This is a genomic window from Kitasatospora sp. SolWspMP-SS2h (assembly GCF_003259315.1).
GTDB classification, from domain to species: domain Bacteria; phylum Actinomycetota; class Actinomycetes; order Streptomycetales; family Streptomycetaceae; genus Kitasatospora; species Kitasatospora fiedleri.
In genome coordinates this window covers 20,770-43,328 of sequence record NZ_QLLT01000003.1, presented here as the reverse complement: position 1 = coordinate 43,328, position 22,559 = coordinate 20,770, and the positions used below count along the sequence as shown (strand labels likewise).

At 76.0% G+C, this 22,559-nt stretch carries 18 protein-coding genes and 3 riboswitches; of the genes, 9 read left to right on the top strand and 9 right to left on the bottom strand.

Translation table 11 applies throughout. The features are described 5' to 3' along the window. Nucleotides 1–10 precede the first annotated feature (10 nt). Nucleotides 11–916, bottom strand: coding sequence for a methylisocitrate lyase (gene prpB, locus K353_RS04310; RefSeq protein WP_111552226.1), 906 nt, complete (start codon nt 914–916; stop codon nt 11–13). Next, nucleotides 916–2,424 carry an MmgE/PrpD family protein gene (locus K353_RS04305; RefSeq protein ID WP_111552225.1) on the bottom strand — a complete coding sequence of 503 codons (1,509 nt, stop codon included), beginning with the start codon at nt 2,422–2,424 and terminating at the stop codon, nt 916–918. Before K353_RS04305 ends, prpB begins: the two co-directional genes overlap by 1 nt. 217 nt (nt 2,425–2,641) lie before the next feature. Next, a riboswitch (cobalamin riboswitch) is annotated at nt 2,642–2,775 on the top strand. A gap of 96 nt (nt 2,776–2,871) precedes the next feature. On the opposite strand from K353_RS04305, the gene K353_RS04300 reads away from it, so the two are divergent. Continuing rightward, on the top strand, nt 2,872–3,960 hold the full coding sequence (locus K353_RS04300) for a prenyltransferase/squalene oxidase repeat-containing protein (RefSeq protein WP_111552224.1): 1,089 nt from the start codon (nt 2,872–2,874) through the stop codon (nt 3,958–3,960). 72 nt (nt 3,961–4,032) lie between these two features. Then, complete coding sequence (locus K353_RS04295) at nt 4,033–4,512, top strand: hypothetical protein (RefSeq protein WP_111552223.1); 480 nt, start codon at nt 4,033–4,035, stop codon at nt 4,510–4,512. Between the two features lie 69 nt (nt 4,513–4,581). Here K353_RS04295 and K353_RS04290 read toward each other — a convergent pair whose 3' ends face one another. Both K353_RS04290 and K353_RS04285 read right to left on the bottom strand, forming a co-directional pair. Continuing rightward, entirely contained in the window at nt 4,582–4,926 is a 345-nt protein-coding gene (locus tag K353_RS04290; protein WP_111552222.1) for a hypothetical protein, read from the bottom strand. Between the two features lie 144 nt (nt 4,927–5,070). Next, on the bottom strand, nt 5,071–6,474 hold the full coding sequence (locus K353_RS04285; protein ID WP_111552221.1) for a hypothetical protein: 1,404 nt from the start codon (nt 6,472–6,474) through the stop codon (nt 5,071–5,073). 128 nt (nt 6,475–6,602) lie between these two features. Continuing rightward, nucleotides 6,603–6,675, bottom strand: a riboswitch (cobalamin riboswitch). An 88-nt stretch (nt 6,676–6,763) separates the two neighbouring features. Then, nucleotides 6,764–6,901: riboswitch (cobalamin riboswitch) on the top strand. 107 nt (nt 6,902–7,008) lie between these two features. Between K353_RS04285 and K353_RS36765 the strand changes: the two genes are divergently transcribed. Genes K353_RS36765 through K353_RS34215 form a run of 6 tightly spaced genes read left to right on the top strand, consistent with a single transcriptional unit; the run spans nt 7,009 to nt 14,919 of the window. After that, entirely contained in the window at nt 7,009–9,978 is a 2,970-nt protein-coding gene (locus tag K353_RS36765; RefSeq protein WP_111552220.1) for a prenyltransferase/squalene oxidase repeat-containing protein, read from the top strand. Then, nucleotides 9,975–11,015 (top strand): hypothetical protein, encoded by a 1,041-nt coding sequence (locus K353_RS04275; protein ID WP_111552219.1) that lies wholly within the window; start codon nt 9,975–9,977, stop codon nt 11,013–11,015. Before K353_RS36765 ends, K353_RS04275 begins: the two co-directional genes overlap by 4 nt. Nucleotides 11,016–11,019: 4 nt before the next feature. After that, complete coding sequence (locus tag K353_RS04270; RefSeq protein WP_111552218.1) at nt 11,020–12,282, top strand: CbiQ family ECF transporter T component; 1,263 nt, start codon at nt 11,020–11,022, stop codon at nt 12,280–12,282. Continuing rightward, the gene (locus K353_RS04265) at nt 12,279–13,919 is read left to right on the top strand and encodes an ABC transporter ATP-binding protein (RefSeq protein WP_111552217.1); all 1,641 of its coding nucleotides are present in this window, start codon (nt 12,279–12,281) and stop codon (nt 13,917–13,919) included. Before K353_RS04270 ends, K353_RS04265 begins: the two co-directional genes overlap by 4 nt. Next, nucleotides 13,916–14,785: an ECF transporter S component gene (locus K353_RS04260; RefSeq protein WP_111552216.1), complete on the top strand. Its 870-nt coding sequence runs from the start codon at nt 13,916–13,918 to the stop codon at nt 14,783–14,785. The genes K353_RS04265 and K353_RS04260 overlap by 4 nt, the downstream gene beginning before the upstream one ends. Then, nucleotides 14,782–14,919 (top strand): hypothetical protein, encoded by a 138-nt coding sequence (locus tag K353_RS34215; protein ID WP_158585331.1) that lies wholly within the window; start codon nt 14,782–14,784, stop codon nt 14,917–14,919. The genes K353_RS04260 and K353_RS34215 overlap by 4 nt, the downstream gene beginning before the upstream one ends. A 45-nt stretch (nt 14,920–14,964) precedes the next feature. On the opposite strand, the gene K353_RS04255 is transcribed toward K353_RS34215, so the two are convergent. The 3 genes from K353_RS04255 to aceA all read right to left on the bottom strand — a co-directional run bounded on the left by K353_RS04255 (nt 14,965) and on the right by aceA (nt 18,923). Further along, nucleotides 14,965–15,831, bottom strand: a complete 867-nt coding sequence (locus K353_RS04255) for a 3-hydroxybutyryl-CoA dehydrogenase (RefSeq protein ID WP_111552215.1) — start codon at nt 15,829–15,831, stop codon at nt 14,965–14,967. 18 nt (nt 15,832–15,849) lie between these two features. Further along, the gene (aceB, locus tag K353_RS04250; protein ID WP_111552214.1) at nt 15,850–17,484 is read right to left on the bottom strand and encodes a malate synthase A; all 1,635 of its coding nucleotides are present in this window, start codon (nt 17,482–17,484) and stop codon (nt 15,850–15,852) included. Nucleotides 17,485–17,630: 146 nt separating this feature from the next. After that, on the bottom strand, nt 17,631–18,923 hold the full coding sequence (gene aceA, locus K353_RS04245; protein WP_111552213.1) for an isocitrate lyase: 1,293 nt from the start codon (nt 18,921–18,923) through the stop codon (nt 17,631–17,633). A gap of 418 nt (nt 18,924–19,341) precedes the next feature. Here aceA and K353_RS04240 point away from each other — a divergent pair, with 418 nt between their 5' ends. After that, nucleotides 19,342–20,754, top strand: coding sequence for a short-chain fatty acyl-CoA regulator family protein (locus tag K353_RS04240; RefSeq protein ID WP_111552212.1), 1,413 nt, complete (start codon nt 19,342–19,344; stop codon nt 20,752–20,754). A gap of 8 nt (nt 20,755–20,762) precedes the next feature. On the opposite strand, the gene K353_RS04235 is transcribed toward K353_RS04240, so the two are convergent. Then, a complete protein-coding gene (locus K353_RS04235; protein WP_111552211.1) occupies nt 20,763–21,728 on the bottom strand; it encodes an anti-sigma factor RsbA family regulatory protein in 966 nt (321 codons plus the stop codon). Further along, complete coding sequence (locus K353_RS04230) at nt 21,725–22,525, bottom strand: MEDS domain-containing protein (protein WP_233533364.1); 801 nt, start codon at nt 22,523–22,525, stop codon at nt 21,725–21,727. The genes K353_RS04235 and K353_RS04230 overlap by 4 nt, the downstream gene beginning before the upstream one ends. Nucleotides 22,526–22,559 lie beyond the last annotated feature (34 nt).

The window sequence follows — 22,559 nt, the reverse complement described above, 5'->3', positions numbered from 1 at the left end:
CTCCGGTGCGTCAGGTGCCGGGCGGCAGGGTGAAGTCGAAGACGGCCGAGTCGAAGGCCGCGTACTCCCGGTAGCCGAGCAGCTCGTACAGCCGGGAGCGGGTCTGCATCCGGGGCAGCAGGGACTCCTGGGTGCCCTCGGCGGCGAGGGTCCGCAGGCCGTCCTCGACCGCGCCCATGGCCAGGCGCAGCAGGGTGACGGGGTAGAGGGCGAGGTTGTAGCCGAGCTCCGTCAGGGTGCGGGTGTCCAGCAGCGGGGTCCTGCCGAACTCGGTGAGGTTGGCCAGCAGCGGCACGTCGACCGCCGTGCGGAACGCCTCGTACTCGGAGAGGTCGGCCAGCGCCTCGGGGAAGACCGCGTCGGCGCCCGCGTCGACGTACGCCTTCGCCCGGTCGATCGCCGCGCCGAGCCCCTCGACGGAGCGGGCGTCGGTGCGGGCCATCAGCAGGAAGTCGGGGTCGCGGCGGGCGTCGACGGCGGCCCGGACCCGGCGGACCATCTCCTCCCGGGAGGTGACGGTCTTGCCGTCGAGGTGGCCGCAGCGCTTCGGGTTGACCTGGTCCTCCAGGTGGAGCCCGGCCAGCCCGGCGTCCTCCAGCAGCTGGACGGTGCGGGCGGCGTTCATCGGCTCGCCGAAGCCGGTGTCGGCGTCGATCAGCACCGGCAGGTCGGTGGCGCGGGTGGTCTGCTGGGCGCGCTGGGCGATCTCGGTGACGGTGGCGAGGCCGATGTCGGGCAGGCCGAGGTCGGCGGCGAGCACCGCGCCGGACAGGTACGCGGCCTCGAAGCCCAGGTCCTGGATCAGGCGGGCGGAGAGCGGGTTGATCGCGCCGGGCAGGCGCAGCAGCCGGCCGGAGGCGAGCTGTTCGCGGAAGGCCCGGCGGCGCTGGGCGGGGGTGGTGCGGGTGTGCAGCATCAGAACAGGCCCTTCGGCAGGGTCGCGTCGAAGGCGCGCACCGCTTCGGTGTCCACGGCCGGGAACAGCTCGCCCAGGTCGGCGGCCCCGAGTTCGGCGAGGCCCGCCGCGGCGGCCAGGAAGCGGTCCTGGTCGGCGGGGGAGACGACGCCCTCGGCGAGGGTGCGGAACTTGCCCTGGTAGGCGGGCCGGTCGAAGGGCCGGGCCCCGGCCGGGTGGGCGTCGGCCACGCCCAGCTCGTCCTCGACGACCGAGCCGTCGTCCAGCGTGATCACCACGCGTCCGCCGAAGGCCCGGCGCTCCGGGTCGGGGTCGTGGTAGCGGCGGGTCCACTCCGGGTCCTCGACCGTGCTGACCTTGCGCCACAGCGCGACGGTCTCCGGGCGCCCGGCCCGCTCGGGGGCGTAGGAGCGCTCGTGGTGCCAGCCGCCGTCCTCCAGGGCGACGGCCAGGATGTACGGGATCGAGTGGTCGAGCGTCTCGCGGCTCGCGGTCGGGTCGTACTTCTGCGGGTCGTTCGCGCCGGAGCCGATCACGTGGTGGGTGTGGTGGCTGGTGTGCAGGACGACCGAGCGCACCCGCTCCAGCGGGCCGGCCTTCTCGCGCAGCCGCCGGGCCAGGTCGATGATCGCCTGGGCCTGGTACTCGGCCGAGTACTCCTTGGTGTAGGTGTCCAGGATCGCCCGGCGCGGCTCGCCCGGCCCCGGCAGCAGCACCCCGTAGTCGGCGGACGGGCCGTCCAGCATCCAGGCCAGGAAGCCGTCCTCGCCCTCGTAGACCGGCGACGGCGAGGTCTCGCCGCGCATCGCCCGGTCCACCGCCTCCACCGCGGCCTTCCCGGCGAACGCGGGGGCGTACGCCTTCCAGCTGGAGATCTCGCCCTTGCGGGACTGCCGGGTGGCGGTGGTGGTGTGCACCGCCTGCTGGACGGCCTGGTAGGTCACCTCGGTCGGCAGCCGCAGCAGCGCCCCGAGGCCGCAGGCGGTGGCCGCGCCCAGGTGCGCGACGTGGTCGATCCGGTGCGCGTGCAGGCAGATGCCCTTGACCAGGGCGACGTGCACCTCGTACGCCGCGACGACGCCGCGCAGCAGGTCCGCGCCGGTGCGGCCGGTGTGCTGGGCGACGGCCAGCAGCGGCGGGACGTTGTCGCCGGGGTGCGAGTAGTCGGCGGCCAGGTAGGTGTCGTGGAAGTCGAGTTCGCGCACGGCGGTGCCGTTGGCCCAGGCCGCCCACTCCGGGGAGACCCGGGTGCCGCTGCCGAACACCGAGGCGCCCGGGAGCGCGGCCCGGTGCGCGGTGGCCTGGGCGCGGGCCACCGCCACCGGCCGGCGCAGCAGCGAGGCGACGGCCACCGCGGCGTTGTCGATCACCCGGTTGACGGCCATGTCCACGCCGGCCGTCTCCAGTTCCTCGGTGCCGGCGGCCACCTCGGCCAGCTTCCAGGCGAGTTGGTCCTCGCGCGGGAGGCGGTCGGCGCTGGGGTGGACACGGACGCGGTGCTCGATCACGGGACTCCTCGGAGGCGTCGGCTGCTGGGGTTCGCATGATCGAGACTGCCGGTCGCGCCGCGGGCGGTCCAGCAGGCCACACTGCCGAATCCGCACCTGCCGGGGCTGCGAAACTGCGAAACCTGCGAATCCCGCGAAGGAACGGGGAGCGGCCCGGGAGGGGCGGGACCGGCGGGAGTGACGCACGCGCCCTTGACCCGGTGTTTCGGGCCTCGCCATGATGGGCCGTCATGTTTCCTGACTCCGCCGTCGGGGGAAGTCCGGTCCGAATCCGGCGCTGACCCGCAACGGTAGGCCGTCGACGGCTGTCGACGGCGAGCCCGATCACCCGGTGGCGGAGGTGTACGTCCACTCCTCCCGTCGTGGTCTGCGGGCCGGAGCTCCGAGGGCTGAGCCGCCGCGCGCCACCTCCTCCGGGCCCCGCGCGCAGGTTCGGAAAGGCTCTCCATGACCGTGCTCCGCCGCCCCCTGCGCCTGCTCGCCGTACCCGGGCTCGCCCTCGCGGTGACGCTCCCCGCGGCCGGCACCGCCCAGGCCGCCCCGGCCCCCGCCGGCACCGCCCCGGCCCCCGCCGGCGCCGCCACCCTCCGGCCGGACGCCGCCGCCGCGGGCTGGCTGGCCCGCCAACTCGTCGACGGCGACCACTTCGAGACCGTCTTCGACGGCACCGCCTACCCCGACCAGGGGCTGACCGCCGACGCCGTGCTGGCCTTCGCCGCCGCCCACGGCTCCGACACGGCCGCCGCCCGCGCCACCGCCTGGCTCGCCCGGCCGGAGAACACCGCCGGCTACCTGGGCGACGGCACCACCGAGGCGTACGCCGGGGCCACCGCCAAACTGCTGCTCACCGCCGAAGTCCGCGGCGAGAACCCGGCCGCCTTCGGCGGCGTCGACCTCCCGGCCCGCCTGCGCTCCCTCCAGACGGCCGCCGGCCGCTTCTCCGACCGCTCCCAGTGGGGCGACTACAGCAACTCCTTCGGCCAGTCCCTGGCCGTCATCGCCCTCACCCGCACCCCCGCCGGGGCCCCGGCCGCCGCCGTCGACTTCCTGGCCGGCAGCCAGTGCGCGGACGGCGGGTTCCCGGCCTCCTTCGGCCAGGCCGCCTGCACCGCCGACCCGGACGCCACCGCGCTCGCCGTCCAGGCCCTCGCCGCCACCGGGCGCGCCGCGAAGGCCGCCGCCGGACTCGACTGGCTGAGCAAGCACCAGAACGCCGACGGCGGCTTCGCCGCGGCCGGGGCCGCCACCTCCAACGCCAACAGCACCGGACTGGCCACCCAGACCCTGCTCTCCACCGGACGCCCCGTCGCCGGGCTCAAGGGCTGGAGCGCCCTGGTCAAGCTCCAGCAGGGCTGCTCCGCCGCCCCGGCCGTCCGGGGCGCGGTCGCCTACGACGCCACCGGCTTCGACCCGGGCAACGCCGCCCGCGCCACCGCCCAGGCGGTCCTCGGCCTGAGCGCCACCCCGCTGGTCGCCCTCTCCGCGCACGGCGCCCGCCGCGCCGCGCCCGTCCTCGCCTGCCCCGCCGCCCACTGAACGCCCTGACCACGGAACGCCCTGACCACTGAACGCCCTGGCCGACCGGCCCCCGAAACAAGGAGCACCCGCATGAGCGACACCCTCGCCCCCGCCCGTCCGGCCCGCCGCGTCCTCGGCTCGATCGCCGCCGCGACGGCGCTGACCGCCGGCCTGCTCGGCGTCTCCGCCGTCCAGGCCCCCCAGGCGCAGGCGGCGGCCTGCTCCGGCACCACCGGCGTCACCGTCGTGGTCGACTTCACCGCCCTCGGCGGCGGCATCCAGACCGGCTGCGCCCCGGGCGACCCGGCCAGCGGCCTGGCGGCGCTCACCGGCGCCGGGTTCTCGTACGCCTTCCACCCGCGCTACCCCGGCTTCGTCTGCACGATCAACAGCCTGCCGACGACCTGCACCAACCCCAGCGGCAGCGCGTACTGGTCGTACTGGCACGCCCAGCACGGCACCGCCTGGACCTACAGCAGCCTCGGCGCCGGGAGCTACAACCCGGCGCCCGGCGAGGTCGAGGGCTGGTCCTTCGGCGCCGGCGCGCAGCCGGGCATCACCGCGCCCTGAGCCGGGGAACGCCGGTGCCCCGACCCCGGACACGGGGCCGGGGACGGGGCACCGGTGGCGCCGGACCGATCAGGGCGCGGCGGCCCGCCGTCGCCGCCGTCCGACCAGGCGGGCGACGAGCAGGACCGTGCCGAGCCCGGCGGCGGTGAACAGGACGGTGTTGCCGACCGTGCCCACGGCGGTCAGCCAGCCCGGCTCGCCGCCGTCCGGCCGCACGGTGTCGGCGACCAGCCCGCCGAGGCCGGTCGCCAGGCCGCGCAGCAGGTAGACGCCCGGCACCGCGACGAGACCGACCGGCAGGGTCAGCACCACCGCCGCGAGGTAGTACCGCCCGTCCTCGCGCAGCCCGCCCAGCGCCGCCAGCGTTCCCACCAGCGCCACGTAGCAGCCCGCGAGGTACCCGGACCTGTTCATCGCGTCCCCCTGCTGTTCGGTGAATTCCCGTGCGGTGCCGTGTTCTCGGTTCTCGGTTCTCGGTTCTCGCGGGAGCGAGGCTCCGCCCGCCCGGCCGCCGTGCCCGGAGCGCGGCGCGAGCGGCCGCGGGTGGCCGAGGGTGGTTCAGCCGCCGTAGCGCAGGGAGACCGTGTCGCCGACGCCGACCGCGGTGGCCCGGGTCGCGGCGGTGGCGGCGCCGCCGTCCAGGCTGACCTTCCAGCTGTTGGCGCCCGCGTTGGCGGTGCCGTTGACCGCGGTGACCGTACCGCTGCCGGTGGAGGGGGTGACGGAGGTGACGCAGCCGCTCGGGGCGGCGGTGGCGGCGGCGTCCAGGACGGCGCCCAGCGTGGTGGTGGTCCCGGTCGGGGTCAGGGTGACGGCGCAGACCTTCAGCGCCCCGGCGGTGCCGTTGTCCACGACCAGGGCGATCCGGGCGGCGGTGCCGGAGGTGAACGCGGAGGTGGCGACCCAGGTGGGGGCCCCGGAGGTGACGGGGACGGGCGGGGCGGCGGTGAAGCCCGCACCGGCCACCGCGCGCAGGCCGTCGACCGAGGCGTACGGGGACGGCGAGGTGTCGGTGGACAGGTACTTGAAGCCGCCGCCGGGCTTGAACTGCTGGGCGATCAGGTAGTCCACCGGGGTCTTGCCCGTGCCGCTGGTGAAGTCCGTGCCCTGCGGGTTGAGGCCGCAGGCGTTCAGGCCGGAGACGGCCCAGCCGTTGGAGTCGGTGTTGGCGCCGAACATCGAGTTGAAGGCCCCGGAGGAGAGCAGCTTGCCCTTGAGGAAGTTCTTCGCGGCGACGACCGCCGCGTCCGTGGTGGGGACGCCGCCGACGCAGAGCGAGGCCATGGCGGCACCCGTCATGTCGATGTCAGAGCCCTGGGCGAGGGCGGTCGGGTCGCCCGCGGCCTTGCCGTAGTTCCAGCCGCCGTCGGTGTGCTGGTTGGCGCGCACGGCGGCCACCGAGGAGTTCAGCAGCGCCTGCGGGACGCGCTGCGCGCCGGCCTGGGTCTTCGCCCCGCCGAGGGCGAGCAGGCCGAAGACGGTGCCGTTGAAGTTGGCGGACGGGCCCCAGTAGCCGGGCTCGGCGGTCTGCCAGTAGGCGGCGAGGTCGGCGATCAGGTTGCGGCCGGCGCCGATCCGGGCCGGGTCGATGCCCGCCGCGTAGGAGTTGAGGACCGCCCGCTCGTAGTCGGTGACGACCGGCGAGGAGCCGGGCCAGGTGCTCGCGGCGAGCTGGCCGCGGTAGACCGTGCGCGCGTTCTTGGTGGCGTCCCCGCCGGGGGTCACGTCGACGGCGGCCGTCCCGGCGGCGGCGAACGCGCTGAACGCCCACTCGTTCGAGAGCCCGCCGGAGGTGACGTAGCTCCCGTCGGCGGCCTGCAGGGACTTCAGGTACGTGACGCCGGTGCTCTTGGAGGTCGCTATCTGGGCCGGGGTGGCGGTCGCCGAGGCCGGGACGGCGGACAGCAGGACGACGCCGGTCGCCAACACGGCGGCGGGGGCGGAGGCGGAGCGGAGGGACACGGTGGGTCTCCTTGGACGGCGGGCGCCGACCGGTCCCGGGCGCGCGGCTCCGCTGGCGGGCCGCGTGCTGGCGGGCGGCCGCCGCCCGGATCGCGTGGGCTGGCTTTCGCTCGTGGTGCGCGGCCGGCGGGCATTCGGGCTCGGGGCGCCGGAGAGCCCCACACCGCTGCGCGTCAGCCCCGGATTCGCACCGGGTTCCCCCACGCGGCCACCCGGGACGCTACCGCACGGGGAGCGGAGCGGGGAGGTGGCGCAGGCGACATGACTCCCCGTTGACTCCCCGTCGCGCACCATGGTCTGATGAACGGGTTTTTCACCCTCGGCAGTCAGGGGAAGCCGGTCCGAATCCGGCGCTGACCCGCAACCGTAGATCCGCCCTCCGGGGCCGGATGAGCCGGAATGCCTGCGCCGAGGGGTTCGTCAGCAGCAGATGCGTCGTCGCGGACTACGACGCGGTGCCAGGCCGACCTCCTCGTCCGGGGCCGCCCGCCGCACCGTCGACCCCGCCTCGGCCTACCACGGGGAGAACCGCCGGTGAGGGTCACCAACACGCTCGCGCGCCACGGACGAGGAGACCGACGGCTGACGCCGCCGGCCCTCGCCGCCGCCCTCGCGGTCACCGCCGGCGCCACGCTCGTCCTCGGCCACCCCGGCCGGGCCGCGGCGGACCCGATCGAGGACTGCACCGCCACCACCGGCGCGATCGTCGCCGTCGACTTCGGCCACTGGGGCGGCGGCGTCGTACGAGGCTGCGACGCCCACCCCACCACCGGCATGAACCTGCTGCACAACGCCGGGTTCACCACCACCGGCACCCAGCACGACGGCCCCGCCTTCATCTGCCGCTTGGGCAGCAGCACCTTCGGCAACGGCGCCCAGTACCCGACCCCGGCCGAGGAACCCTGCGTCAACACCCCGCAGGCCACCGCCTACTGGTCGTACTGGATCGCCGCCCCCGGCCAGGACACCTGGTCCTACAGCCAGTTCGGCGCGGACGGACAGAAGCCCAAGCCCGGCGAGGTCGAGGCGTGGGTCTACGGCGGCACCGACATCGGCGGCACCAGCGGCGGCCCCGCCTTCACCCCGGACTCGGTGCGCGCCAAGAACAGCGCCAGTCCCTCGCCCGCCGCGTCCGAGTCGGCCTCCGCCTCGCCGTCCGCGTCGGCCTCCGCGTCCGCCTCGCCGTCCGGTGCGTCCTCGCCGAGCCCGACCGGCCCGCCGCCCGCGACGGGCGACCCCGCCGCCGCGGCCGCCTGGCTCGCCGGGCAGCTCGTCGACGGCAGCTACCTGGGCAACTGGGCCTTCGAGGGCCCCGACTACCCGCGCACGGCCCTCACCGCCGTCGCCCTCGCCGCCGCCGGCACCCAGGACCCGGCCCTGCGCAAGGTGGTGGCCTTCCTCCAGGCCCACACCGACGACTTCCTCCTGCCCGACGGCCCGAACGGCGCGCCCGACACCCGGGCGGCGGCCCTGCTCGCCCTCGTCGCCGAGAGCACCGGCGGCGACCCGCGCGCGTTCGGCGGCCACGACCTGATCGCCGCCCTCACCGACCACGTCTGCACCGCCGCCGGCGAGAACGGGCAGTGCACCGCCGCCGGCGACTTCCGCGGCGCGGCCTCGCCCTGGACCCAGAGCCTCGCCGTCCTGGCCCTGCTGCGGGCCAACGCCACCGTGCCGCCCGCCGCGCTCGACCGGTTCACCGTCCTCCAGTGCGCCGACGGCGGGATCTCCGGTGCCATGATCGGCGCCGGGGAGTACTGCGAGTCCGACCCGTCCACCACCGCCCTCGCCGTCCTGGCCCTGCACGCGGCGGGCGGACACGAACCGGCGGTGGAACGGGCGACCGCCCAACTCGCCGCGAGCCAGCAGCCCGACGGCTCCTACCTCCCCTACGCCGGCGCCTCCGGCGGCGACACCTCCAGCACCGCCGGGGCCGCCCAGGGACTCAGGGCCGCCGGCCGCCCCACCGGGCAGGCCGCCACCTGGCTCGCCGCCCGGCAGAACCCGGACGGCGGCTTCGCCACCGACGCGTGGACCCCCGACTCCGACCCGGCCGCCACCGAACAGGCCATCCTCGCCCTGACCGGCACCGACCCGCTGACGGTCACCCACGACCTCGGCCCGACCGCGCCGGGCACCCCCCAGCCCGGCCGGACGCCCGACCTCGCCAAGGGCGGCGCCTACCTCACCGACCCGGCCCGCCTGCTGGACGGGCACTACTACGAGGCCTTCCCCGACTCCGGGTTCGCCGACTTCGGCCTCACCATCGACGCCGCCTACGCGCTCGCCGCCACCGGCACCGACGACGCGGCGCTGCGCCGCATCGTCGACTTCCTCGACCGGCAGGGCACCGACGGCAGCGGACGCACCGTCAACGACTGGACGGCCGTCGGCACCGAGTACGTGGGCGGCGGCTCCGTCGGCAAGGAGGCGCTGCTCGCCGAGATCGTCGGCCGCGACCCGCACGCCTTCGGCGGCCACGACCTGATCGCCGCCCTCGACCAGGCCGTCTGCGACCACGCCGACGCCGACAACGGCTGCGCCGCGCAGGGCAACTACCTCTGGGCCACCTCGGTCTTCTCCCAGTCGCTCGGCGTCATGGCCCAGCTGCGGGCCGGCGACGCCGAGCACGCCGCCGCGCCCCTCGCCTACCTGAAGGGCCTCCAGGCCGCCAACGGCTCCTGGCCCAGCCTGATCCCCGCCTCCGGCGACTCCGACGTGGACAGCACCGCGATGGCCGTCATGGCGCTCGCGCTCGTCCCCGGCGACGAGGCGGCCCGGGCCGTCGACAAGGGCCTCGCCTGGCTGGCCGCCCAGCAGCTCCCGGACGGCGGCTTCCCCGGAGCGGCCGGCGACTCCACCAACTCCGCCGCGCTCGCCGTCCAGGGACTGACGCTCCGCCGGTCCGCCCACGCGGAACGGATCGCCAAGGCCGTCGAGTTCCTCGCGGCCGAGCAGAACGCCGACGGCGGCTTCAACGTCGCCTCCACCGGGCAGCAGGGCTCCGACGTCCGCGCCTCCACCCAAGCGATCGGCGGCGCGACCGGCCTCTCCTTCGGGACGCTCCACCGCGACCTCGGCGGCACCGCGCCGACCGGCTCGCCGTCGCCGTCGGTGTCGCAGTCCGCCTCGCCGTCGCCGTCGCCGTCGGTGTCGCAGTCGGTGTCGCCGTCGCCGTCGTCGTCCGGGTCGGACTCCGCCTCGCCGTCCCCCTCGTCCCCGGCCTCCCCGTCGTCCGACGGCCCGTCCGGGTCGGCCCCGGCGCCCTCGCCGAGCACCGGTACCGGCGCCGGCACCGGCGCGGGAGCGGGCGGTCTTCCGGGGGGCCCCGGGGCACCGGCGGGCGGTGCCGGTACCGACGGCACCGGCCCGGACGGGCTGGCGTTCACCGGTACCGACGTCCTGGAACTGGTCGTCCCCGGCCTGCTGTTCGCCGCCGCGGGCGGTGCCGTCCTGGTCGCCACCCGCCGGCGCAACGCCCCGGGCGCGGGCAGGCACCGGTGATCCGCCGGCTCGCCGCGCGCGCCGCGTCCGGCTGCGCCGCCCTCGCCCTCGTCCTGGTCGGCCTGGGCCCGGGGGCCACCCCGGCCGCCGCCACGGCGCTGCCGATCGAGCAGTGCACCACCACCTCGGGCGTGGTGCTGGCGGTCGACTTCAGCCACTGGGGCGGTCCGCTGCTGCGCTCCTGCGGCACCACGCCGACCACCGGCTACCAGCTGCTCAACCAGGGCGGCTGGAAGACCACCGGCACCCAGCACGACGGCCCCGCCTTCATCTGCCGGATCGGCTACAGCGGCCACCAGGGCGGCACCCAGTACCCGACCCCGGCCCAGGAGAAGTGCGTCCTCACGCCGCCCGCCACCGCGTACTGGTCGTACTGGCACGCGGACCCGGGACAGAACACCTGGTCCTACAGTCAGTTGGGCGCGATGAGCTACCACCCGGCACCGGGCAGCGTCGACCTGTGGATCTTCGGCGGGACCGACATCGAGGGCACCGAGGGCCGCCCGACCTTCTCGCCCGACACCGTCCGGGCCCACAACACCACCCCCGGCGGCACCACCCAGACCACCGCGCCCAAGCCGACCCCGCTCGCGAACGGCGGCGGCACCTCGGGCGGCGGGACGTCCGGCGGCACCGGCAGCGGCGGCACCGCAGGGGGCAGCGCAGGCCGGGGGACCACCGGCGGTGGACCGGCCGGCGGTGGGTCGGCCGGGAGTACCGGCGGCGCGGCGGCGGCCTCCCCGTCGCCGGCCGACGGGACCGGCACCGCGCCGCCGGCGGCCCAGGAGAGCCAGGGCGCCCCCTCGGCCCCCGCCACCGACGGCGCGGCCGGGGCACCGTCCACCGCCGCGGCCCCGCCGTCCGCCGCCCCGTCGGCGGCGAGCGGGCAGCCCGTGGCGGTGGACGCCGCCCCGGCGACCGCCGCCCGCCGGTCGGCGGGATCGATCGTCCCGGCCGTCGTCGGGATCGGACTCGTGGCCGCCCTCGGCACCGCCGCGGCCGTCACCGCGCTGCGCCGCCGCCGACGGGCCGAGTGACCCGGTGCCGAAGAAACCGGCCCCGACCGCTCGCGCTTCGGCCGCTCCCGCCCCGGCCGTTCCAGGTCCCGCCCCGGCCGGTTCCGCTCCCGCTCCCGCCCCGGCCTTCCGCCGGGTCCCGCGCGACCTGCACCCGGTCGCGTGGTGGATCTGGGCGCTCGCCATGGCCACCGCCGCCAGCCGCACCACCAACCCGCTGCTGCTGTTCCTGGTGCTGGCCGTGCTCGGCTACGTCGTCACCGCCCGCCGGACGGAGGCACCGTGGGCGCGCGGCTTCACGTACTACCTGTGGCTGGCGCTGACCGTGGTGGCGATCCGGGTCGCCTTCCGCTGCGTCTTCGCCACCGGCATCACCCCGGACGACCACCTGATCCTCACCCTGCCGCACCTCCCCACCCCCGCCTGGTACGCGGGCATCCAGATCGGCGGCCCGGTCTCGCTGGAGGCGACCCTGTCCGCCGCCACCGACGGGCTGCGGCTGGCCTGCCTGCTGTGCTGCATCGGCGCGGCCAACACCCTGGCCAACCCCAAGCGCGCCCTGCGGGTCCTGCCGGGCGCGCTGTACGAGCTGGGCGTCGCCGTCACCGTGGCGCTCAGCGTCGCGCCGCAGCTGGTGCAGAGCGTGCAGCGCGTCGCGCGGGCCCGGCGGCTGCGGGCCGGGCGCGGCAAGGGGGTCCGCGCGCTGCGCGGCATCGTCGTCCCGGTGCTGGAGGACGCGCTGGAGCGTTCGCTGCGGCTGGCCGCCGCCATGGACTCGCGCGGCTACGGCCGTTCCGGCACCGCCACCCGGGCCTCGCGCAGGCTGACCGGGGCGCTGATGCTGCTCGGCATGTGCGGCCTGTGCACCGGCATGTACGGGCTGCTGGACGGGACGGCCCCGGCCTGGCTGGGCCTGCCCGCGCTGGCGGCCGGGTCGGCGCTCTGCCTGGCCGGCCTGGCGCTGGGCGGTCGCCGGGTGCGGCGCACCACCTACCGGCCGGACCCGTGGCGGGCCGCCGAGTGGGGTGTGGCCGGGTGCGGGGTGGCCGCCGCCGTCCTGCTGTGCGTCACGGTCGGCTACGACGCCACCGACCTCAACCCGTCGCTCTACCCGCTGAGTTGGCCCACCCTGCCGGCCGTTCCCGTGCTGGCCCTGCTGATCGCCGCCGCGGCCGGGGTGCTCGCCCCGCCGCCCGGCCGGCGTCCGGCTCCCGCCGCCCTGCTCGGGCCGCGCGGCGCCGGTCCCTCCACCGACATCGACCGCACGCACCCCGAGGTGGCCAAGTGATCAGCTTCGACCGGGTCTCCGTGGTGTACGACGGCGCGTCCGAGCCGGTCCTGCGGGACGTCGGACTGACGATCCCGGAGGGCGAGTTGTGCCTGGTGGTGGGTCGGACCGGCGCGGGCAAGTCCACGCTGCTGGGGGCGGTGAACGGCCTGGTGCCGCACTTCACCGGCGGCACCCTGCACGGCCGGGTGACGGTCGACGGCCGGGACACCGCGCACCACCCGCCGCGCGAACTCGCCGACGTGGTCGGCGTGGTGGGGCAGGACCCGCCGGCCGGGTTCACCACCGACACGGTGGAGGAGGAACTCGCCTACGCGATGGAGCAGTTGGCCGTCCCGCCGGAGGTGATGCGCAAGCGGGTCGAGGAGACGCTCGACCTGCTCGGCCTGGCCGAGCTGCGCTACCGGGCGCTGCACGAGCTCTCCGGCGGCCAGCAGCAGCGGGTGGCGATCGGCTCGGTGCTCACCGCGCACCCGCGCGTCCTGGTGCTGGACGAGCCGACCTCCGCGCTCGACCCGACCGCCGCAGAGGAGGTGCTGGCCGCCGTCACCCGGCTGGTGCACGACCTGGGCGTCACCGTGCTGCTGGCCGAGCACCGGCTGGAACGGGTGGTCCAGTACGCGGACCGGGTGGTGTACCTGCCCGGCGACGGCACCGTCCGCGACGGGCTCCCGGCCGAGGTCTTCCGGGACACCGCGATCGCCCCGCCGGTCGTCGACCTGGGCCGGCTGGCGGGCTGGGAGCCGCTGCCGCTGTCGGTGCGCGACGCCCGCCGGGCCGCCGCCCCGCTGCGCGGGGAACTGGCCGCGCACCCCGTCCCGCCGCCGCGCCGCACCGGAGCCGTGGGCGGGACGGTGCTCACCGCCGAGCGGATCGTCGTGCGCCACGGCCCGGTGCTCGCCGTCCGCGAGGTGAGCCTCTACCTGCGGGCGGGCGAGGTCACCGCGCTGATGGGACGCAACGGCTCCGGCAAGTCCTCGCTGCTGTGGGCCCTCCAGGGCTCGGGGCCGCGCCAGGGCGGCACCGTCGGCACGACCGGCGCGTCCGGCGGGAAGCCCGTCGACCCCAAGCGGGTCTCCGCCGCCGAGGCCCGGCGGCTGGTCGGACTCGTCCCGCAGACCCCGACCGACCTGCTCTACCTGGACACCGTGGGGGCCGAACTCGCCCAGAGCGACCGGGACGCCGCCGCCCCCGGGCCGGAGACCCGGGCGGTCCTGGACCGCCTCGCCCCCGGCATCCCCGACGGCCTCCACCCCCGCGACCTCTCCGAGGGGCAGAAACTCTCCCTCGTGCTGGCGGTCCAACTCGCCGCCGCCCCACGGGTCGTGCTGCTCGACGAGCCCACCCGCGGCCTGGACTACCGGGCGAAGGAGGCCCTGATCGGCGTGGTCGACCGGCTCGCGGCCGAGGGGCACGCCGTCGTGGTGTCCACCCACGACGTCGAGTTCGTCGCCGCGGCGGCCGACCGGGTGATGGTGATGGCCGAGGGGGAGGTGGTGGCCGACGGCCCCACCGCCGAGGTGATCACCGCCTCGCCCACCTTCGCCCCGCAGACCGCCAAGGTCCTCGCCCCGCTGCCCTACCTGACCGTCCGCCAGGTCGGCTCGGCCCTCGACGCCGCCCGGGCCGCCCGGTGAGCGCCGCCCGGGTCGCCGTCCGGGTGCCCGGCCGGGCCCGCCTCGTCGTCGCGCTGGCCTCCTTCGTCGGCCTGGTGGCCTTCACCTGGCCGTTCGTCGTGGCGCCGGGCCGGTTCGGGTCCGCGTACGCGCCGCCGCTGATCTTCGGCGCGCTGCTGGTGCTGGTCCTGGCCGTGGTGGTCTCCGAGATCGCCTCCGGCGGCATCGACGCCAAGGCGCTGGCCATGCTCGGCGTGCTGTCCGCCGTCAACGCGGGCCTGCGCCCGTTGGGGGCCGGCACCGCGGGCGTGGAGACTGTCTTCTTCCTGCTCGTCCTCGCCGGGCGGGTCTTCGGCCCCGGCTTCGGCTTCACCCTGGGCTGCACCTCGCTGTTCGCGTCCGCGCTGCTGACCGGCGGCGTCGGCCCGTGGATGCCCTACCAGATGTTCGGCTGCGCGTTCGTCGGCCTGCTCGCCGGTCTGCTGCCCCGGCTGCGCGGCCGGGCCGAGGTCCTGCTGCTCGCCGGGTACGGGGCGCTCTCCGGCTACCTGTTCGGCTTCCTGCTGAACCTGTCGTTCTGGCCGTTCTCGCTGGACCCGCACAGCTCGATCGCCTACCTGCCCGGCCTGCCGTTCACCGAGCAGTGGCACCGCTACCTGCTGTTCGACCTGGCCACCTCGCTCGGCTGGGACACCGGCCGCGCCGTCACCACCGGCCTGGCCGTCCTGGTCGTCGGCCCCGCCGTCCTCGCCGTCTTCCGCCGCGCCGCCCGCCGGGCCGCCTTCGAAGCCCCGGTCGCCTTCGAGGCCCCGGTCGCGCGCGAAGCCCCGGCTCCGCTCGCCCCGGCGGGCCCGGGCGCCGCCGTCGAAGGGGGCCCGGCCCGGTGAGCCGGAACCCGCCGCCCCGCACGATGACGGCCGACGGCGCGGAGGCCGTCGGGCTGACCCCGCAGGAGGACGCCGGACCGAGCGGCCCCGCGACCGGCCGCCGGGCGCCCTCGACCGCCGCGCGGAGCAGCTGAAGCCCGAACCGCGGCAGGCCACGTGACCTGCGGGGCCGCGCCCGCTCACACCTCCGGGTGCGGGTGGAACCCCCGGCCGCTCTTGCGGCCGAGCAGCCCGGCCTCGACCATCCGGGACAGCAGCGGGGGCGGGGCGTACAGCGGCTCCTTGTACTCCTCGTACAGGGCGCGGGCGATGGCCTCGACGGTGTCCAGGCCGATCAGGTCGGCCAGGGCGAGCGGGCCCATCGGGTGGGCGCAGCCGTGCACCATGGCGGTGTCGATGTCCGCGGCGCCGGCGTGGCCGGCCTCGGCCATCCGGATCGCCGCGAGCAGGTAGGGGACCAGCAGGGCGTTGACGACGAACCCGGCCCGGTCGCGGGAGCGGACGACGTGCTTGCCCAGCACGTCCCGGGCGAAGGTCTCCACCCGGTCCAGGACGGCCGGCGCGGTGTGCAGCGAGGGGACCAGCTCGACCAGCGGCATCACCGGCGCCGGGTTGAAGAAGTGCAGGCCCAGGACGTACGGGGCACGTCCGGTGGCGATGCCGAGCCGGGTGACCGGGAGGGCCGAGGTGTTGGTGGCCAGCACCGCGTCCTCGGCGGCCAGCACCTCGTCCAGGGCGCGGAGCACCCCGGTCTTGGCCCGCTCGTCCTCGACCACGGCCTCGACGACGAGCTGGCGGTCGGCCAGGGCGTCGAGGCCGTCGGCGAACAGCAGGTGCGCCCAGGCGTCGGTGCGCTGCTCCTCGCCGATCCGGCCGCGTTCGACGGCCCGGTGCAGCGAGCGGTCGATGCGGCGGCGGGCGGCCCGCAGCGCCCGTGGTCCGTTCTCGCAGACGACGGTGTCGAGTCCGGCGCGGGCGAAGACCTCGGCGATGCCGGAGCCCATCTGTCCGGCGCCGACGACGGCGACCCGGCGGATGTCGTTCATGCGGAGGGCCCTTCGGGTTCAGGCCGCCGGGGCGGCGGTGCGCACCAGGTGGCGGGCGTAGGCGGCGGTGGTGAGGAAGGCGGGCAGCTCGGTGCCCAGCGCGGTCTCCTCCAGGACCCGCACCGCGTCGTCGAGCCGGGCCGGGTCGGCGCCCTCGGCGAGCAGCGCGGCCCGTTCGAGGTCGATCAGCCGCCGGACGGTGTCCGGGGTGGCGAGCGAGCCGCCGGTGAGCCGGGTGCGGTGGTGCTGCCACTGCCAGAGCTGGCAGCGGGCGATCTCGGCGGTGGCGACGTCCTCCATCAGCCCGAACACCGCGACCGCGCCGGTGCCGCCCAGCCAGGCCGTCAGGTAGCGCAGCGCGACGGCGACGTTGGCGCGCAGGCCCTGCTCGGTCGGCAGGCCGGCGGTCAGCCGGTGGACGGCGAGCAGGTCGGCGGCGGTGACGTGGACGTCCTCGCGGGTGCGGTCGAGCTGGTGCGGGCGGGCGCCGAGGACGGTGTCGAAGGCGGTGCGGCAGGTGTCGACCAGGGCGGGGTGGGCGACCCAGGAGCCGTCGAAGCCGTCCCCGGCCTCCCGCTCCTTGTCGATCCGGACCCGGGTCAGCGCGGCCTCGTCGGCCGCCGGGTCGCGCTGCGGGAGCGCCGCCGCCATCCCGCCGATCGCGTGCGCGCCGCGCCGGTGGCAGGTGCGCACCAGCAGGTCGGTGTAGGCGCGCAGGAAGGGCTGGGTCATGGTCAGGGTGGCCCGGTCGGGCAGCACGAACCGCGGCCCGGCCTGGGCGAAGTTCTTGATCAGCGAGAACAGGTAGTCCCACCGGCCGGCGTTCAACCCGGCGTGGTCCCGCAGTTCGTAGAGGATCTCGTCCATTTCGAAGGCGGCGGTGATGGTCTCGATCAGCACGGTGGCGCGGATCGTGCCGTGCGGGATGCCGAGGGCGGCCTGGGCGTGGGTGAAGACCTCGTTCCAGAGCCGGGCCTCCAGGTGGTTCTCCAGCTTGGGGAGGTAGAAGTACGGGCCGTGGCCGCGGTCGATCTGCCGCTGCCCGCAGTGGAACAGGTGGAGGCCGAAGTCGACCAGCGCGCCGACGGCGGGACGGCCGTCGATCAGCAGGTGGTGCTCGTCCAGGTGCCAGCCGCGCGGGCGGACCACGATGGTGGCGGGGTCGTCGCCGATCCGGTAGCGCTTGCCCGCCGGGGTGGTGTCGTCGATCCGGCGCTCGACGGCGTCGATCAGGTTGAGCTGGCCGGTGATCAGGTGGTGCCAGGTGGGGGAGGTGGCGTCCTCGAGGTCCGCCAGCCACACCTGCGCGCCGGAGTTGAGCGCGTTGACGGCCATCCGGCGCTCGGGCGGGCCGGTGATCTCCACCCGGCGGTCGGTCAGGCCGGGCCCGGCGCCGGCCACCCGCCAGCTGTCGTCGGCCCGGACGGCGGCCGTCTCCGGGCGGAAGTCCAGCGTGCCGCCGTTCGCCAACTCGGCGGCCCGGCGGGCCCGTTCGGCGAGCAGTTCGGTGCGGCGCGCGGCGAAGACCTCGTGCAGGCGGGCCACGAAGGCCAGGGCGGCGGGGGTGAGGACCTCCTCGAAGCGGTCCTCGTGCTCGCCGAGGATCTCGACGGTGGCCCCGGAGGGGGTCTCGGTGCGGCTGGTCGGACTCATCCGGTACTCCAGGAGGCGGGAGGCGGGAGGCGGGAAGCGGGGAGGGGATGGGGCCCGGGGCCTCGTCCCTCAACGAGGCCCCGGGCGGGGCGGGCGGCGGCCGTGGAGCCCCCCGGACCGGGCCGGGGCGGCCGCCGCGGGGCGGCTCAGTGGAACTGCTCGGCCTCGGTGGAGCCGGTCAGCGCCAGCGTCTCGGCGTTCGGGTTGAGCGCGGTGGAGACCAGGTCGAAGTAGCCGGTGCCGACCTCGCGCTGGTGCTTCACGGCGGTGTAGCCGTCCGGGGCGGCGGCGAACTCGGCCTCCTGGAGCTCGACGTAGGCGGTCATGCCGTGCTCGGCATAGCCCTTGGCGAGCTGGAACATCGAGTGGTTGAGGGCGTGGAAGCCCGCCAGCGTGATGAACTGGAAGCGGTAGCCCATCGCGCCCAGCTCTCGCTGGAACGTGGCGATCCGGTCGTCGTCCAGCGCGGCCTTCCAGTTGAAGGACGGCGAGCAGTTGTAGGCCAGCATCTTGTCCGGGTACTGCGCCTTGACCGCCTCCGCGAACTCCCGGGCCTGGGCGAGGTCCGGGGTGCCGGTCTCCACCCAGAGCAGGTCCGCGTACGGGGCGAACGCCAGGCCGCGCGAGATGACCGGGGCCATGCCGGGCTCGACCCGGTAGAAGCCCTCGGCGGTGCGCTCGCCGGTGCAGAACCGCGCGTCGCGCTCGTCCACGTCGCTGGTCAGCAGGTTGGCGGCCAGCGCGTCGGTGCGGGCCACGACCAGGGTCGGCACGTCGGCGACGTCGGCGGCCAGCCGGGCCGCGTTCAGGGTGCGCACGTGCTGGGCGGTCGGCACGAGGACCTTGCCGCCCAGGTGGCCGCACTTCTTCTCGGACGCCAACTGGTCCTCGTAGTGGACGCCCGCGGCACCGGCCGCGATCATGCCCCTGGTCAGCTCGAAGGCGTTCAGCGGGCCGCCGAAGCCCGCCTCGGCGTCCGCGACGATCGGCACCAGCCAGTCCGGGCCGTCGTTGCCCTCGGCGGTGTCGATCTGGTCGGCGCGCAGCAGCGCGTTGTTGATCCGGCGCACCACCTGCGGCACCGAGTTCGCCGGGTACAGGCTCTGGTCGGGGTAGGTCTGCCCGGCCTGGTTGGCGTCCGCCGCGACCTGCCAGCCCGACAGGTAGACCGCCTCCAGCCCGCCCTTGACCATCTGCACGGCCTGACCGCCCGTCAGCGCGCCCAGCGCGTGCACGTAGTCGCGCTCGTGCAGCTGCCGCCACAGCCGCTCGGCCCCCCGCCGGGCCAGGGTGTGCTCCTCGCGCACCGAACCCGACAGGCGCACCACGTCCTCGGCGGTGTACGTGCGCTCGATGCCCGCCCAGCGGGGATCGGACGCCCACCGGGCTTCGAGCGCGGCCGCCTGGTGCTCCTGCTGCTGTCGAACCGACTGGGTCATGGTGATCCGGCTCCAGAGATGGGTTGCGAAGGATGTGAGACACCTCTCACCGCGAGGTGGGCGGGCGGCCGGCCGACGCCGGGCCGCGGCGCGGTGCCGCGGGACGTGGTGGCCCGGACAGCCCGAACCACGGTGACCGACCTGGTGGTTCGCGACTGCTCACTGCGCCTTCCGGCCGCGGCACCGACTCTTCCACCGCGCTCCGCCGCCGTCACCGGTGGACCGGAGCCACGTTCTGCGAAGCCTTCCGGGCGGATCGGCGAAGCCTGCGAAGACCGCCGGACGGCCTTCCCGGCTAGGCTCCCGCACCGAAAAGCCGACGAGTGGCCGACAAGCGGCCGACGAGAAGCCGACGGGCGGCCGACGGGCGGCCGACGAGCGGCCGGTGCACGGCCCGGCCGGGACGGGGGAGTGACCCATGGGAAAGGCGTTCGCCGGCGCCCGGCTGCGCAGGCTGCGCGAGGAGCGCGGCCTCAGCCAGGCCGCCCTCGCCCGACTCCTCGAACTCTCGCCCAGCTACCTCAACCAGCTGGAGCACGACGCCCGCCCGCTCACCGTCCCCGTCCTGCTGCGCCTCACCGAGGCGTTCGGCGTCGAGGCCGGCTACTTCGCCCCGCCCGACCGGGCCCGGCTCACCGCCGAACTGCGCGACGCCCTCGGCGAGGAGGTCGCGGCCCGCCGGATCACCCCCGGCGAACTCGACGAGCTCGCCACCCGCCTGCCCGCCGTGGCCCGGCTGCTCACCGACCTGGCCCGGGGCCGCCGGGACACCGCCGAGCAGCTCGCCGTCCTGGCCGGCGACCGGGGCGCCCCGCCCGACGCCCGCACCCCGCACGAACAGGTCCGCGAGTTCTTCTACCGCCGGCAGAACTACCTGCACGCCCTCGACACCGCGGCCGAGCGGTCGGCCGAGCGGATCGGCGTGCGGCCCGGCCGGGTCCGGGAGGCCCTGGCCGCCCGGCTCGCCGACGGGCACCTGGTCCGGATCGCCACCGGCGGCGAGCAGCTGCACCACTACGACGGGCGGACCCGCACCCTGCACCTGGCCGACCGGCTGCGCCCCGGCCAGCAGGCGTTCCGGATGGCCACCCAGCTCGCCTACCTGGAACACGACGCGCTGCTGTCCGAACTCGCCGCCCAGGACAGCCCCGAGGGCTCCACCGCCTTCGCGCTCACCCGGATCGGCCTCGCCAACCACTTCGCCGCCGCCCTCGTGCTGCCCTACCGGGCGTTCCACGCCGAGGCCGAACGCTCCCGCTACGACATCGAGCACCTCGCCGACCACTTCGGCGTCGGCTACGAGACGGTCTGCCACCGCCTGTCCACCCTCCAGCGCCCCGGCCTGCGCGGGGTGCCGTTCTCCTTCGTCCGCGTCGACCGGGCCGGGAACGTCTCCAAACGGCAGTCCGCCACGCCGTTCCACTTCTCCCGCACCGGCGGCACCTGCCCGCTGTGGAACGTCTACGACGCCTTCGCCGCCCCCGGCCGGGTGCACGTCCAGGTCGCCGCGATGCCCGACGGCCGCCGCTACCTGTGGACCGCCCGCGCCGTCACCCGCTCACCCGGCGGCTGGGGGCGCCCCGGCAAGACCTTCGCCATCGGCCTGGGCTGCGAGGTCCGGCACGCCCACCGCCTGGTCTACTCCGCCGGGCTCGACCTCGCGGACGAGTCCGGCGCCACCCCCATCGGCCTCGGCTGCAAGGTCTGCGACCGCCCCGCCTGCCCGCAGCGCTCCGCCCCCGCCATCGGCCGCACCCTCGCCGCCGACGAGCACACCAGCACCTTCGTCCCGTACGCCGTGCGCGCCGACCCGGAGCTCCGGGACCACTGACCGGCGGGCTACTCGGGCAGCCGGGTGTGCAGGCGGACGGTGGTGCCCGCCTCCGCGGTGGAGCGGATCCGGACGAGGTCGCAGAGCTGCTGGACCAGCCAGAGCCCGCGGCCGCCGATCTGGTCGGCGGTCGGCCGGAGCCGGCCGACCAGCGGGTCCCGGAGGTGGCCGGAGTCGTGGAACTCGCAGATCAGGTCGGCGTCCTCCACCCAGGTGCGCAGGACGCCCCGGCCGCCGCCGTGCTTGATGCTGTTGGCGGCGATCTCGGAGGCGGCGATCAGCAGTTCGCGCAGCCGGGTGCCGCCCAGGCCGTGCGGGGTCGCGCAGGCCGTGATGTGGGCGCGGACCGCGGGGAGCCGGCCCCGCTGGTAGGAGAGTTCCTGGTGGGGGGAGGCGGCGGGGGTGAGCTCGGGGAAGGCGTAGGGCTCCTCGACGTAGGAGCCGTTGGGCCCGTGGGCCCCTTCGCTGAGGAGCATCGGGTGGCAGCGCCGGGCCGACTCCACCACGGCGGGCTCCAGCGCCGCCGTGTCGTACGGGCAGAGCAGCCACCAGGCGGGCGACCGGGCGAACGCCAGGTTCAGCAGCCACTCGTGGTACCCGAACTCGCCGCTCTCCGCCGGCGAGGGGTCGCTCCACACGGATTCGCTGATGCCGCGCACCGGGCTGCCCTCGGCGGCCTTGGAGACCCAGTCGCGCCAGGCCGGGATCAGCCGCCCGGGGTTGCGGCCCAGCGCGGCGGCGTCGAGGAAGGTGACGCCGTCGGCGGCGTCCGTGCCCGCCAGTTCGGTGCGCAGCATGCGCTCCTTCGGCTCCGCGACCGCGACCAGCACCGGCTCGCTGCCCGCGCGGGCGTCCCGGATGAAGGACATGGCGCCGTCGAGGAACTGCGCGTCCCCGTCGTACGGGTACAGCTCGTGCCGGAAGGCCGAGTCCTGGGCGGAGGCGGCCGGGCGCGTCGTGCTGTTCTCGCTCACGGTGCCAGCTCCACGGGGATCTGCGGGACGTCGTAGCCGAGCAGCGACCAGCAGCGCCGGAACGTCTCGTCCGTGTTCTCGACCACGATCCGGCGGCCGGGGACCCCGCGCGCCGCGTCCGCCAGGGCGCGCATGCCCGCGACGTCCACCAGTTCGAGGTCCTGGCAGCGCAGGCGCACGGTGGCGGAACGGGCGACCAGGGCGTCCAGGGCGGTGCGGAACGCCTCGGCGCCCTCGAAGTCCACCACGCCGCTCACGCTCCAGCAGTCCGTTCCCGCGCTGTACATCCGAAATCCCGGCACCTCCGCGCGTGTGCCCAACTGCTGCGGATGTACTCCGACGGCCTGGTCGAGGGCCGCCGGGCGGAAACCGACCTGGTGGTAGGCGCAGACGACGACGGCCGCCCCGGCGAGCACCAGGTCGTCCAGGCCCAGCTCGTGCCGGGCGATCTCCCGCGGGCTCGCCCCGTCCGGCCACACCCGGTCCATCCGGGCCAGCACCCGCAGCGCGCGGAAGCCCTGCCGGCACGCGGTGTCCGCCTCCCGGCGCACCGTCTCCAGCAGCGCCGCCGCGTCCCACACCGACCCGCCCGCCCGCTCGGCGACCGGGTCGAGGACCACGCCCTGGGCCGCGCCGCCCAGCGACCAGCGGGTGTCGGGGGTGCCGATGACCAGCACCTTGTCGCCGAAGAGCGCGCCGTCGGCGGCGAAGGCCCGCGCCGTCACGGCGAAGTCGTCGTCCGGGCCGACCAGCCAGCAGACGTGGTCACCCGCTTCGACGGAGTCGAGGGTGGACACCGCACGTGCGCTCCTCACACGCCCTCCCTCCACC

Excerpts from the sequence above, each read along its gene's own strand:
- K353_RS04295 (WP_111552223.1), top strand. The coding sequence starts at position 4,033 with ATGAGCGACACCCTCGCCCCCGCCCGTCCGGCCCGCCGCGTCCTCGGC.
- K353_RS04300 (WP_111552224.1), top strand. The coding sequence starts at position 2,872 with ATGACCGTGCTCCGCCGCCCCCTGCGCCTGCTCGCCGTACCCGGGCTC.
- K353_RS04255 (WP_111552215.1), bottom strand. The coding sequence starts at position 15,831 with ATGAACGACATCCGCCGGGTCGCCGTCGTCGGCGCCGGACAGATGGGC.
- K353_RS04290 (WP_111552222.1), bottom strand. The coding sequence starts at position 4,926 with ATGAACAGGTCCGGGTACCTCGCGGGCTGCTACGTGGCGCTGGTGGGA.
- aceB (WP_111552214.1), bottom strand. The coding sequence starts at position 17,484 with ATGAGTCCGACCAGCCGCACCGAGACCCCCTCCGGGGCCACCGTCGAG.
- prpB (WP_111552226.1), bottom strand. The coding sequence starts at position 916 with ATGCTGCACACCCGCACCACCCCCGCCCAGCGCCGCCGGGCCTTCCGC.
- aceA (WP_111552213.1), bottom strand. The coding sequence starts at position 18,923 with ATGACCCAGTCGGTTCGACAGCAGCAGGAGCACCAGGCGGCCGCGCTC.
- K353_RS04240 (WP_111552212.1), top strand. The coding sequence starts at position 19,342 with ATGGGAAAGGCGTTCGCCGGCGCCCGGCTGCGCAGGCTGCGCGAGGAG.